The following is a 13,627-nucleotide window of genomic DNA, read 5'->3' as shown; positions in this document are numbered from 1 at the left end:
ATATATACATAATATACATATATAATTTAATTTATATTTATCAATTATTTTTATAAAATTATTACTTTTCCATAATTTCACATATTAGTTATATTAATAATATTAACTACTAAATCTACAAAATCATATTTTATAGTACATCATCAACCTTCATCATATATAATCAATACTTTTAAATTAATTAATACTTTTATGTAATATGTGTAGTATTGAATTTAGTTCTTCAACTGATATTTGACCTGGTGCAGAAACCTTTTTAGCTGCTCCAAAAGTCAATGAAGAGCCAAATATTTCTCCACACAAACGACTTATAACTCCCATTCCTGCCATAGACATAGTTATTATTGGTCTATCTGCATAAACTTGAACCATTTCATTTGTAGCTGTAAGCAACACTAGAACATCTCTTTCATTTTGTGGCATAACAGCTATTTTAGGTAAGTCTGCTCCTAGTTTTTGCATTTTGCATAAACGACATATAATTTCTTCTTTTTTGGGAGTTTTATTAAAATCATGATTTGACATGACTACTTTTACTTCTTTTTTATGAGCAAACTCGACTATTTCATTTACAATTTCATCTCCCATAAATAGCTCTACATCTATTAAGTCTATTAATCCTGTATTAGAAATTTCCTTATTTAAAATAGTATAATAATCTTTTGATATTAATTTTTTTCCACCTTCTTTTATACTTCTAAATGTAAATAATAGAGGTATATCTGGTATATATTTTCTTAATTCGTTAAGGACCTCTTTAACTTGTTGAATATTTTCTACACTCTTAAAGAAATCAACACGCCATTCTACAACATCCAAACAAATTCCCTTTAAGTCATTAACTTCTTCAATAATTTCTTCTTTAGTTTTTCCAACTATTGGTACACAGATTTTAGGTATACCTTCTCCTATTCTAATATTTTTTACTTGTACTATATTTTTCATATTTCTCCTCCACAAATATAGAAGTTTTATCAGATTTTATATTCATTTTACTTCACAATATTATTATATCCTGAAACTCCTACGCCTAAAGGCGTGGGGTTCTTAGGTACTACATGAATTTCTACAATACTCTCAGTTATAATGAATCATAACCTACAACATATTATCACTAATCATATTCCCTAAGACTTTTATTAACAAAGTATCTGTCGACACCATTAACATTAGTGTTTTTAATTTAATATAGTGATTACTAAATATCCACTTATCTCTATTTCCTTGTTTTATAGTACCATTATCATTGAATTTATTAGGATTGGTTGCACGTTTACTTCTATCCATTTTTCGTTGAATTAATTTTAATTGCCTATATATATTATTAACATTAGGAGCTAACTCCAATAACTTAACATCACATTTACTAGATATAGCTATAGTTTGAGTTCCAATATCTATACCTACATTACCTAAACCAATTTGTCCTTTTATTTCTCCTTGATTAGTTGTTTTTTTAGGTGGACTTCCTTCTAAGACTAATTGTACATACCATTTAGTCTTACCTTTAATTTCTTTTTTAAGTATTCTACAATATTTTATTTTATCTTGAATTGCCCTTTGAGCATAGTTGTCATTGTTCTTTATTATTACTGGAATAGTCATTTTATTAAATTTAATAATACCATCTTTGTAACTAATACCAGTTGAATTTTGTTTCCCTTCTATTGATGTTAATTCATTATATCTAATATAATTAACCTGTTTAGCTTGATGATATATGTATTTACTAAAAGCATTAAAACATCTTGTGGCTATCTTCTGAGATATGGCAGAATGTAGTTTATAATATTTACAAATAGGTTTAATAAAATTATGAAGTGAATACTCTGTTAAATTATATTTTTTATTAATATCACTAAATATTCTATTTCTATGTTTACCCTTATATTTACAATTTGCTTGATACTCCTTAGATTCTATCATATGATTATATCTTTTAAATAGCTCTGATAAACATGAATTATATACTTTTCTATACTTATCAAAAATATTACATATAATATCTTCTTGAAACTTTTCTGTTTTTAATTGCAATGTTAATATATAATTTGACATAGTGTTCACCTCACTTTCTAATATCTTGTTTTCTGATTTTCTACATATTTTTTAATAGTTTCACTACATACATTTTCTTCTGTAGATACAAAATAGCTTCTAGTCCATAAACTAGGCATTTTTGATAATTCAATAAATTCTTCTCTTAATATTTTACTTGTATAACCTTTTATATTTTGCATTATATCAGAAGGACTTAAAGTTGGAAGGCTATTTAAAAACATATGTGTATGGTCTTTATCACATTCGATTGCAATAATTTCAATATCCATCTCTTTACACTTATTTTTAACCAATGTTTTAAATCTATCTTCTAAGCCTTCTATATTAAATATTTTTCTTCTATATCTAGGGCAGAATACAAAATGATAATTAATTAAACTAACAGTTGTTTGAGTTCTTCTATATTTATTCTCCATATACTTATATTAACATTTTATGTGTATGTGTCAATACTTTTTATACACTATTTATGCTATCCATCCCACACCTAAAGGAGTGGGCTTTCCGCACTATTCTGTAATTTCAAATCCATTAATATATTTAAATTTTTAAGTGTTTAAAAAATTCAATACTATATATTTTTTTATAATCTATATAACCTTAAAGGTTAAATATACTTACATTTAATTTTTTTACACTCTTTCTTGTAATTTCATTATATTATTTAAGTATTATTAATATAATGCATATTATTCTTAATATTAATAGAATTAATCTATGAATTATGGTATAATTATGTAGAAATAACTCGAATTTCATTACTTATGAAGGGATTGAATATCAATGAACCTAAATCATTTGCATTACTTTAGAGTTTTAGCCAAAGTTGAACACTATACAAAAGCAGCTACACAATTGTCTATAACTCAACCAAGCTTAAGTCATGCTATATCTGCTCTTGAAAAAGAGCTGGGAACCTTTTTATTTGAAAAACAAGGAAGAAATGTTCGTTTGACTAAATATGGTAAGTTTTTTTTAACTTATGTTGATAAAGCATTGGGTGAATTAGAAAGAGGAGAAAAAAAGCTTAGAGAATATACCAGTATATCAAAAGGTGTTATAGACTTAGGATTTATTTATACATTGGGAGCTTACTTCATTCCAGATATACTTGGTAAGTTTTTAGAAAAAGAGTTAAATAAAAATATTTCATTTTCATTTGGCCAAGGTACCACTAAAAAGATTATCCAGGGTTTAAAAGATGAAAAGTTTGATTTAGCATTTTGCTCTTTTGTTCCAAATGAACCCAACATAGATTTTACAGCTATACTTCAGGAGGAATTGGTTGTAATAGTACCATATAGCCATCCTCTGGCCTCAAATGATAGTGTAGACTTAAAAGATACAAAGGATTACCCTTTTATATTCTTTAGTGAAGATAGTGGAGTTAGACCAATTATTGATAATCTCTTTGAAAAAGTTGATGTAAAGCCACAAATTATATGTGAAACAGAAGAAGATACAGCTGTTGCAGGTTTAGTTTCTATTAACTACGGTATAGCAGTCGTTCCCAATATTTTTGCTCTTAAATATTTTAATGTAAAGGTTTTATCAATAACAAATCCTATACATGAAAGATACATATATTTAGCTACAATGAAAAATAAATATTTAACTCCTGCTGTTAATAGTTTTAAAAACTTTATTATTAATTATAGTAAAAACAATAATCTAATTGATAAAATGGAATAAAAATACGTTAAAAAGGGATTGTTTCAAAGTAAATACTCTGTACAATCCCAGATATATTTTTAAATTTATTAAAGTTTATTAGAAATAATCTGAGAAATATGGATTTTCACGTTCAATAAGATTTTCTAATAAATCTGCTACTTCTTTATCACAAATAATTCTTTTTATTCTATGAAGATAAGTTGGTCTTTTGTAACTAAGCAACATAGTTGTAAGTGTTTGTATGTCAAGTTTCAAGTCATACTTATCACCACCAGCAATTAACATACCTTTACCCTCTTTAGAAACATTTAGTGTAAACACTCCTGTATTCCAATCTAATAAAGGGTCTTCTAATTGAAAGACTAACTTTACTTCATTTTCCTGTTCTTTAAATGGATACTGGTTTATAAATTGTTCTATATCAACAATTCTACCCATAAAGTATGGTTTTATATTTTCTTCTATATCTCCATCTTCAAGTAAAAATGCCAATGGTTCATCTGTATATGTATTCCCAACCACTTTATTTATCATTGAAAAGTGAGCACTTATAAAATTCCATAATCCTGTACGTGCCTCTTCTTCTACAAATACCATTTCTTTAATATAGAATATTTCATCAGAAATCCAATATAACACATAACCTTGTGCTTCATGGTTTTTATCATAATAAATTGCACATGTTAAGTCATCTAAATCCCAACGCCAGTATTCTTCCCATGCTAACTCACTTCTAATCATAGACGCATGGCTCTTTTTAGAAAAGCGTTCATAAACATTTCTGACATCTTCGTGTTCTATACTTACACGCTCAACTTCTCCTGATACCACTTTAGGTTTTGGTAACTGAGTATCTTTAATTTCAAAAGATATCTTATCTGATATTATTTCCCATCCCTTACGACGATAATATGGAATTGAGTATGGAAATAAATAAGATATAGATTGTTTTCTTTCTCTCATATCTGTTAATGCTTGTCGCATCAATTTATCCATAAGACCTAAATTAGAATATTCTGGATATGTTCCAACACCAGTAAGACCACCCATATCGTATTCTTGACCAAATATATTGATTTTAAATGGATAAACAGCTATTTGAGATACTAATTTATCCTCATCAAACCAACCAAATACATCTGCTTGTCTTAATACAGGTAGTTTAGCAAGGGTTATTTCTCTTTCCTCCCAACCTACTTGTTGTAAATCATGGTTTGTCACTTGAAATACATAACGTAACAATTGATTGAATTGTTGTAAATGCTTAGTTTCTACTTTCTTCATTTCGAGTCTCTCTAGTCGACTCATAATAAAACCTCCTAAAAATAAATACATATAAATACTATCTATTTATATAATATAGATAATAAATTTACATAAATACTATATAAATATTTATATAAGCATAATTCTATCATACCCAATATATTCTAGTCAAATCACTATTGAAAATTAAAGTTTAATTCAATAATAACGTTATTTAACCTAATAAAAAATACTTTCTATTTAGTATATCTTAAATACTTGTAATTTTTTATCACTTTGATATAATCAAATAAATAGACAATTATCATAAAATACGACTTAGTTAAAAATATTTTATTGAAAATAAAATAATAAACTATAAATAAGTAATATGTAAGGAGTGATTCTATGAAGAGATGTATTGTAATAATGGGATAGTCAGGAAAATAACATAATATAAAGGAGAGATTTAAACATGACTATTCCAAATTCAGATAAAATATATCCAAGAAGTAATGATTGTCAAACTGTATATCTTAAAAATGTGATTACAAGAGACAATATAAAAGTTGGAGATTATACAATATATAACGACTTTTATAATGACCCAAGAGATTTTGAAAAAAATAATGTACTATATCAGTATCCTATAAACAATGACAAATTAATAATCGGAAAATTTTGTTCAATTGCATGTAAAGCAAAGTTTCTAATGACTAGTGGAAACCACACAATGAAATCACTCTCTACTTATACATTTCCAATCTTTTATGAAGACTGGGGTTTAGACATAAATCATATAACAGATGCTTGGGACAATAAGGGTGATATTGTAATTGGAAATGATGTATGGATAGGCTATGATGCTGTAATTATGTCAGGTGTAAAAATTGGTGATGGTGCAATTATTGGAACAAGAGCTGTAGTTACTAATGATGTCCCTCCATATTCTATTGTTGGAGGAATACCTGCAAAAATTATAAAGAAAAGATTTAACGATGATATAATTTCAAAATTATTAAAAATTAAGTGGTGGGATTGGTCATATGAAAAAATCCAATCAAATATTCAACATATTCAATCAGGAGCTATTGATAAATTAGTTTAATATTTTATGACTAATTTATCTTAAAACGAGATTTAAGGGAAATCTTTTTAGGAATTCCCTTAAATCTACTATATTACCAATAGTACTCTTTGATATAGTTAAAATTAAAAATAGTACTAAAGTTATAAAACAAAGATGAATTAACTTTTCTAAGATTACTTTATTTTTATTATTTATTCTCTACAAAAGATTTGACTTTTCTAAAATTGTCTTTTTTATCTATTATCATAGAAGATTTAACTTTTCTAAAGTTGTTATTATATTTCTTCCTTCTCTAACTCCATCTATTATTCTTCTAGCTATTTTACTATCTCCTATATTTATAACTTCCACATTTTTAGATTCAAAATGTTTCTTTAAATCATTCAAAATTGGATTATTAGATTTCATTCCTAAACATATAAATCCATAATCAAAATCTAGCAATAACTCTTCTTTATCCTTCTTAACTTTAAAATTATCATCCTCAACTTCCAATAATGCTGTATTTGTATAAACATCAACATTATAATCTTTTAACATCTTCATCATTGTAACCTTTGTTATAGGGTCTAAATCTTTTCCTACCACTGGTAACATCTCAACTATAGAAGTTCTAGCCTTATTTTCCGAGAAAAATTCTACAACATCTAATCCAACAGCTCCACCACCCACAACTACTACTTTCTTATTTTCTAAGTCTTTTGTTTGAAAATCTTCTATATCATTAAATAGCCTAAATATTGAACTCACCTTTCCATTTTCTTGGTCTATCCTATCCAACAAACCAGTTATTGGTGGAAGTAATGGTTTTGAACCTGTAGCATTTATAATTATATCGGGTTTTAAATTTTCTATAAATTTAATATCAGCTTTTGTATTTTTAAAAACAATTAAATTTTTTAATTTTTTAACTCTCTGTTTTAAATACTTTGGAAAATCATTTATTCTACTTTTATCTGGAAAAGTTGATATTGTCTCAGCAAGCCCTCCTATATCTGCTTTTTCTTCTAATAAAAATACATTACATCCCACCTCTGCTGCTGTGGCTGCTGCTTCAAGACCAGCCGTTCCTCCACCTACAACAACTACATTTGTTGTCTTATTTACTTTTCTCTGTTTATATTCTTCTCCATTTATTAAGTCTGGATTTACTGTACATCTTATAGGTCTATTTGCTCCAATTCTATTACCTGCACATCCTATATTGCATGAAATACACTTTCTTATTGAATCTTCTTTTCCATTTTGCACTTTTTCAACCCAATTAGGGTCAGCTATAAGCCCTCTTCCCATACCTATAAAATCCGCTTCATTATTTTTAAGTATTTTTGATGCTATTTCTGGGTTTCTTATATTTCCAGTTATTATTGTTGCTTTTCCAAATCTTTTTTTAACTGCTTTAGACATATATGAACGCCACCCATCTTCTAATGTCATTGTATCGATTTGAAATTGTATAGAATCATTTAATGCTGCTGATACATTATATATATCTACTTCTTCATTTAAATATTCAAGAAGCTTTAAGGTATCATCTAAAGTATTTCCTCCTTCTATAAATTCATCAGCACTTACCCTTAAAGATATAGGAAATAATGCTCCCACTTCGTTTCTAACTTTATCAATTACTAGTTTTGCAAATCTCGCTCTGTTTTCAAGACTTCCACCAAATTCATCTGTACGCTTATTGTAAATTGGGGATAAAAATTGACTTATTAGATATGAGTGCCCAGCGTGTATCTCTACAGCATCAAAACCAGCTATTTGAGCTCTTTTTGCTGCCTTACCATATTTTTTAGCTATATTTAGTATTTCTTCTTTCTTTAATTCTCTGGGTATTGTTCCTCCATTTTTTGAAGGTATATTAGAAGAAGATACTGGAGTTAATCCATTTATTCTCTCTGGCATAGCTGAAGCACCTGAATGATTAATTTGTATAGCTACACATGCACCATGTTTATGTAAATTCTCAGTTAATTTATATAAGGCAGGTATGTATCTGTCATGGTCTATTCTTATTTGTGTAGTTCCATTAGAACCTAAAGGAAAATCTACACAAGCATTTTCTACAATTATAAGTCCAGTTCCACCTTTAGCTCTTTGTTCATAATATTTAATGTGCTCATCTTTAAATTCTCCACTTTCTCCACCAAAGTTTGTTCCCATCGGTGGCATAACTATTCTATTTTTTACATTCATCCTTTTTATAGTTAATGGTTCAAAGATATTTTGATATATTTTCATTTCTATTCCTCCACACGTTTTTATGTTTATAGTTTTTGTAATTTAAATTTATGTCTCTATTATAATGCGTGGAAATCTATTAATCCAGTGCATATTTTTATCATTATTGATAGATTTTTTCTATGATTCCATAATTATATTCCTTAACAAAAAAGGAGCTGTCTCAAAATAGAGATAAGCCTCCTTTTCATTGTTGAAATGATGAAAATATATTTGATTTCATACAAAAAAGAGTGCCTCATGAACTAAAAAGTTCATTCTGAGACACCCCACTTAAAATCTAGATAATTTAAATATTTTACATCTATACATATATATTAATGATATTTAAATTTTACAGTCTTCTATATTCTTCTCTTTTTAATTTTAAGTTACTTAGATAATAATCTATCTCATCAATCAGACGTTGTTTATCCTCAGGTAATATTCCTTTTAAGTTAACATAATTTGACGCATGATTACTTCTAAATACAACTTTTTCATTGGTATCTATATTTTTTATCATTTCTTTAATTTCTTGTAGCACAGCCTTATCTTCCAATACTTTAAATTCACCAGATTGAAGTAAATCGTAAAGTTCAGTATTAGGTTCTACCATTAAACTCAATACACCTACATAATCTGGGGAAATTGCTCCTAACATTTTTCCTGTATCAACTCCATGTTGATGTGTTTTTTTAGTTCCTCCAAGACCTGCTATTACAGTAGCTGATAATTTAATACCATTTTTCTTAACTTTTCTACCAACTTTTATCAGTTGTTCGCTATTAAATCCTTTTTTAATATCTTCTAATACCTCATCATTTCCACTTTCAAGTCCTAGATAAATCATCTTAACACCAAGTTCTTTTAACTCTTTAAGTTCATCATCAGTTTTTTTCTCTATAGACTTAGGAGAGCCATATAGAGTAATTCTTTCACACTCTGGAAAAACTTCTTTTATATATAATATTATATCTCTTAATTTTTCCATTGGTATTATCAATGCATCTCCATCTGCTAAAAATATTCTGTCTACATTTTTATAATGTCTTCTAAATATATCAATTTCATTTTTTATTACTTCTAATGGTTTTATTTTAAATTTCTTTGATTTGTACATGCTACAAAATGTACATTTATTATGAGAACATCCTAGTGTGACTTGTATTATAAGACTATAAGCCTCACTTGGTGGTCTATAAAGTGGCATATCATATTCCATATTAAAATCCCCCTTGTAATCCAATCTTAGTTTTATTATATTAATAATATCTACTTAAAATAATACTTTATATATATTATAAACTTCAAGCTTTTGTTTAAGATATATTATTTAAAAATTTAATAATACTATTTGCAGTAATCTTAAGCTGTTTTTCTTGACTTATAATAGCATCATTGTCGCCCTTTTGTTTTCCATAATCTCCAAATTGTGCATGATTTCCCCCTTCAATTTCAACATAAGTTGTATCATCAGGAAGTTTTTCTTTTGCTTCTATAAGGTTTTTAAAGTTAACTACTCCATCTTTACTTCCCCATATAGATATAACCTTTTTGCCTAACTGTCTTAGTTCATTGCCCATTGGATAAGAAGATAAAAACACAACTCCATCAATTAATTTATTGTCACGTGCAAAATTAGATGCAACAACTCCGCCTAATGAGTGCCCTCCCATTACCCAATGTTCTATGTTACTGTAAGAATCCATAACTTTCTGTGCTTTATTAGTTCCAAGTATAGCTAGATTAAGTGGCATTTTTACAATTACCACTTCATATCCACTTTCTGCTATTTTTCTTGCAAGTGGTGCATATGATTCAATTTCTACTTTAGCTCCTGGATAAAAAATTAGACCTTTAGAAACTTTTCTACCCTTAGGTGTAAATGAAATATTTTCATTTATGGTTACCTCGACTTTACTATTACTAACTAGTGCTTCTTTTGCTAGTTTTTGAGGTTCATATGTTTTGTTTATCCATATGAAAAAACTAAGCAGAATCAATACAAACAGTATACCTATTCCCATGAATATTTTCTTTTTTATATTAAATTTTCTATTATCATTTTTATCATCTTCGTTTTCAACCTCATCATAAAGTAAAGGTCTTTCAAGTTCCATAGTTATACTAAATGTATCATATTTCTTATCGCGCTTTACCTTTACATCTTTACTCATAAATCTAACCCCCATAATATTTGAATACTATTATAGTTTATCCTAAGTAAATTGTTTTTTCAACTAATGAAAAAAATCAATATTTTAACCTTTTTCACACAAAATTCATAACTATATGTTTTTTGTTTTTAATATACTATTTTCTTTTAACATTGTATAAAAGAAAAAGTCATATACTTTGCTTTAAAGCTATGACTTATTATATAATTTAATTAGATTAGAAAATTATGCAACTTCTTGCGCTAACATTTTACTGGTATTACTTATTCTATACATCTCTTTTACACCATTTAAAGTTTGAAGTAAATTGAGACAAATTATTTTATCGCCCAAGCTTACTGTATTTTCAATACTATCTAAAATTACACTTCTTCCTTCATCATATTTATCAGCATCATAATTTGAAATATAACTAGTATCTCTCAATATTCTTTCTACATCTTCATCTCTAATATTATTCTTTTTGACATTTATATATAAATTGTACATATTACTTATTAGTAATTGTTGATTTTCTAAGAAATCATCTTGACGTTCATCTTTGTATATAGTATTTATCAACATAAGTCTATCTTCAATAAGTGATGGCACTAATAATAGATTCTTTATATAATGAACATTGGTTGAGTTTTCAATAGATTTATTAACTTCATTAATTATATTTTTAACTATACCTTTATACACATCTATAACATGCTGATACCCCATTTTTGCATCATATGGTAAAACAAATTTATTTATTATTAATGCAATAATTGCACCTAATACCACATATGAAATTCTACTCATAGTTAAAACATTAGGGTCTCCCATAACTGCTGCGGAACCAAGAGCTGAAACAGTTACACACACTATCAATTTTCTATAATCAACTACATATGAGTTTATGTATCCTGCTAAAAGTACTATTAATGACCTTAATGTGTTATCTTTTATTATTGAAAATGAAACAATAAATATTACCGCTCCTACTAGTGTACCTTCTATTCTTTTTCTGGATTTCTGCAAACAATTCTCTGCATAAGGTTGTGTTAATGAAAATACAGTTAACATTATCCATCTTCCATCTTTTAAGTGAAAATAATCCATAATAAAACCTGATATTGCTGTAGCCAAAGCGATTTTTATTGCATAAGAAAATCTTATAGATTTTAAATTAAAATGTTGCTTATATATTGATATTCTTTTAAACTCATGTGGTATCTTTATTTTTCTTTCAGCTCTTTTTTCCTCTTTTGATTTTACCTTTTTGTATTCTAATAAAAATTCATATAGATTTTCTAAAACACTGTAAATTTCTTTCAAATTTATATTTTTAGTATCTTGAGCGATAACATAATCTCTAAATCCAAGTATTTCTTTATCAGTTATATTATCTTTATTTTCTAAGCACATCTTGATATAATTTACTTCTTTAGATACTACAACTAAAACATCTTCTTTACAATTTGTACTACTTTCTTCTAGAATATTTTTTATGTCTTCATCCTCAAATTCCTTAGTATCTGCTTTATATCTATCTAAGATTAAACTTATTCTTTCTAATGAAAATAAGATATTTATTATATCCATTCCTTTAATACTAATAAAAAAGTCATCTTTTCTATTATCAAATATAACCATTTTAAGACCTTTTGATATAGAATTTATTGTGTAATTACAACTATCTATTTTTCTCATATTAGACTTACTTACAGAATTATCATTGTTCATAATATTTTTTAAAAGATTTATTTTTTCCAACAACTCATCACATATAGATATTAATTCTTTGTCACCAATTTTTTTCATTCTATTTCTATTCATAACAAATTGAGCAATCATTATGACAAGTGAACCACTCGCTAAAGCTGATAATCTTATAGGAAATTCACTTAATCCTACAGGTATACTTATCATAAATATATACATAAGACCAAAAGGTACATATACAGCCCTTTTCAAGTCATAACTAAATAAATATCCTATTATAAATAATGCTATAAAATTTAATAAAATTCCTAAATACATATTTTGTACTGCAAAAAACGATAATACTCCTAATGTTACATTTATTATCAAGTACTTTAGTAAATTTTTAATTGGAGAAATAGTTAAATCTCTTTCCAAAAGCATTAGCATAGCTGTTACTATAGCCACACCTATAAGTGTATTTTTACTTCCAAATAGAGCTATAAATGCAGATATAAATGCTATTATAAAAATAAACAATTTAGTTTTTGATATTATTAATTTTTTTGTCATCAAATACCTCCTTCAAAATTTCAACAAAGTCAATTTTATCACACTTATTATTGTATTCAAAATCATCTTTTCTACGTGAGGCTTCTAACTTTTTATTTATAATACTAATTTTAATTCATAATTTAACGAACTTTATAATCACATACATCATATATATTCATATGCCATCATACTTTTTTTCTTTCAAATATTTTTTTAAAAATTAAAAACAACGCTCTCAATAATACGATATTTGTACTTATTGAGAGCGTTATAAGATTTATTTAGCAAACTTGTTTAATTTTTTCTTTACCTAGTATATAAGTACCAAGTCCCATAAATAAAGCTCCTCCAACAATGTTTCCAAGTGTTACAGCTACTAAATTATAAATAGCTCCTCCAATACTAACTGTTTGAATTGTTGGAGAAAATAATGAAACACTATAGATTGTCATATTTGCCACACTATGTTCAAACCCTGTTGTTATGAAAGCAAATAAACATAGGAATATCATAATTATTTTTGCACTATCGTTATTAGTTCTAAATGAACATAAAACTGAGACACAAACTAAAATATTACACAAAACTCCTCTAAAGAAAAGAGACATAAACGGCATAGATGCTTTGGCTGCTGCTGTAGTTGCAAAAAATTCTGCTACAGGACCTTTATCTACTAAACCAGTTCCTACAAACATTATACCTAAAATCAAAGCTCCTATTAAATTTCCTACCCAACTGACGTATAAACTCTATAAATTTATATAAATACTTTATATTTTTTATAGTTTTATTTCCTTTTTCATCCTGCTCTATTTTGAGATTCATAAGAATATCTACTTTAGTTTAATATAGCAGTCCAAAGGCTTAAATTCGACCTCGTCAATGTCTACATATTAGCACAATCTTTTTATTTGATTTTCTATGCTAA

General features: G+C 26.8%; 10 protein-coding genes and 1 pseudogene. 2 read left to right on the top strand and 9 right to left on the bottom strand.

What is annotated here, in order from left to right; translation table 11 throughout:
* Positions 1 to 177: 177 nt before the first annotated feature.
* From aroD to tnpA, 3 genes are all read right to left on the bottom strand, one after another.
* A complete protein-coding gene (gene aroD / locus KGF52_RS17560) occupies positions 178 to 945 on the bottom strand; it encodes a type I 3-dehydroquinate dehydratase (RefSeq protein WP_227841060.1) in 768 nt (255 codons plus the stop codon).
* Between the two features lie 153 nt (positions 946 to 1,098).
* Entirely contained in the window at positions 1,099 to 2,058 is a 960-nt protein-coding gene (locus KGF52_RS17555; RefSeq protein WP_227841059.1) for a hypothetical protein, read from the bottom strand.
* A gap of 17 nt (positions 2,059 to 2,075) precedes the next feature.
* Positions 2,076 to 2,477 carry an IS200/IS605 family transposase gene (tnpA, locus tag KGF52_RS17550; RefSeq protein ID WP_227841058.1) on the bottom strand — a complete coding sequence of 134 codons (402 nt, stop codon included), beginning with the start codon at positions 2,475 to 2,477 and terminating at the stop codon, positions 2,076 to 2,078.
* A 367-nt stretch (positions 2,478 to 2,844) separates the two neighbouring features.
* Here tnpA and KGF52_RS17545 point away from each other — a divergent pair, with 367 nt between their 5' ends.
* Positions 2,845 to 3,753: a LysR family transcriptional regulator gene (locus KGF52_RS17545; RefSeq protein WP_227841057.1), complete on the top strand. Its 909-nt coding sequence runs from the start codon at positions 2,845 to 2,847 to the stop codon at positions 3,751 to 3,753.
* 78 nt (positions 3,754 to 3,831) lie between these two features.
* On the opposite strand, the gene eis is transcribed toward KGF52_RS17545, so the two are convergent.
* Positions 3,832 to 5,043, bottom strand: a complete 1,212-nt coding sequence (gene eis, locus KGF52_RS17540; RefSeq protein WP_227841056.1) for a GNAT family N-acetyltransferase — start codon at positions 5,041 to 5,043, stop codon at positions 3,832 to 3,834.
* Between the two features lie 412 nt (positions 5,044 to 5,455).
* On the opposite strand from eis, the gene KGF52_RS17535 reads away from it, so the two are divergent.
* Positions 5,456 to 6,088, top strand: a complete 633-nt coding sequence (locus KGF52_RS17535; RefSeq protein WP_227828841.1) for a CatB-related O-acetyltransferase — start codon at positions 5,456 to 5,458, stop codon at positions 6,086 to 6,088.
* 225 nt (positions 6,089 to 6,313) lie between these two features.
* Here the strand turns inward: KGF52_RS17535 and KGF52_RS17530 are convergent, their stop codons facing one another.
* The 5 genes and pseudogenes from KGF52_RS17530 to KGF52_RS17510 form a co-directional block, all read right to left on the bottom strand.
* Complete coding sequence (locus KGF52_RS17530; RefSeq protein WP_227841055.1) at positions 6,314 to 8,314, bottom strand: FAD-dependent oxidoreductase; 2,001 nt, start codon at positions 8,312 to 8,314, stop codon at positions 6,314 to 6,316.
* A gap of 334 nt (positions 8,315 to 8,648) precedes the next feature.
* The gene (locus KGF52_RS17525) at positions 8,649 to 9,518 is read right to left on the bottom strand and encodes a radical SAM protein (RefSeq protein WP_227841054.1); all 870 of its coding nucleotides are present in this window, start codon (positions 9,516 to 9,518) and stop codon (positions 8,649 to 8,651) included.
* Positions 9,519 to 9,615: 97 nt separating this feature from the next.
* Positions 9,616 to 10,473, bottom strand: coding sequence for an alpha/beta hydrolase (locus tag KGF52_RS17520; protein WP_227841053.1), 858 nt, complete (start codon positions 10,471 to 10,473; stop codon positions 9,616 to 9,618).
* Between the two features lie 225 nt (positions 10,474 to 10,698).
* The gene (locus tag KGF52_RS17515) at positions 10,699 to 12,717 is read right to left on the bottom strand and encodes an FUSC family protein (RefSeq protein WP_227841052.1); all 2,019 of its coding nucleotides are present in this window, start codon (positions 12,715 to 12,717) and stop codon (positions 10,699 to 10,701) included.
* Positions 12,718 to 12,980: 263 nt separating this feature from the next.
* Positions 12,981 to 13,433, bottom strand: a pseudogene (locus KGF52_RS17510) (formate/nitrite transporter family protein); the annotation flags it as partial.
* Between the last annotated feature and the right edge of the window lie 194 nt (positions 13,434 to 13,627).

Origin of the sequence: Clostridioides sp. ZZV15-6597, assembly GCF_020657815.1 — a bacterium.
In the GTDB taxonomy this organism is placed as follows: Bacteria; Bacillota; Clostridia; order Peptostreptococcales; family Peptostreptococcaceae; genus Clostridioides.
The sequence above is the reverse complement of the archived record's forward strand: the minus strand, read 5'-3'. Positions and strand labels throughout refer to the sequence as shown.

Coding starts and splice junctions, on each gene's coding strand:
- KGF52_RS17535 (WP_227828841.1), top strand. CDS start 5,456: ATGACTATTCCAAATTCAGATAAAATATATCCAAGAAGTAATGATTGT.
- tnpA (WP_227841058.1), bottom strand. CDS start 2,477: ATGGAGAATAAATATAGAAGAACTCAAACAACTGTTAGTTTAATTAAT.
- KGF52_RS17530 (WP_227841055.1), bottom strand. CDS start 8,314: ATGAAAATATATCAAAATATCTTTGAACCATTAACTATAAAAAGGATG.
- KGF52_RS17555 (WP_227841059.1), bottom strand. CDS start 2,058: ATGTCAAATTATATATTAACATTGCAATTAAAAACAGAAAAGTTTCAA.
- KGF52_RS17520 (WP_227841053.1), bottom strand. CDS start 10,473: ATGAGTAAAGATGTAAAGGTAAAGCGCGATAAGAAATATGATACATTT.
- KGF52_RS17525 (WP_227841054.1), bottom strand. CDS start 9,518: ATGGAATATGATATGCCACTTTATAGACCACCAAGTGAGGCTTATAGT.
- KGF52_RS17545 (WP_227841057.1), top strand. CDS start 2,845: ATGAACCTAAATCATTTGCATTACTTTAGAGTTTTAGCCAAAGTTGAA.
- KGF52_RS17515 (WP_227841052.1), bottom strand. CDS start 12,717: ATGACAAAAAAATTAATAATATCAAAAACTAAATTGTTTATTTTTATA.
- eis (WP_227841056.1), bottom strand. CDS start 5,043: ATGAGTCGACTAGAGAGACTCGAAATGAAGAAAGTAGAAACTAAGCAT.
- aroD (WP_227841060.1), bottom strand. CDS start 945: ATGAAAAATATAGTACAAGTAAAAAATATTAGAATAGGAGAAGGTATA.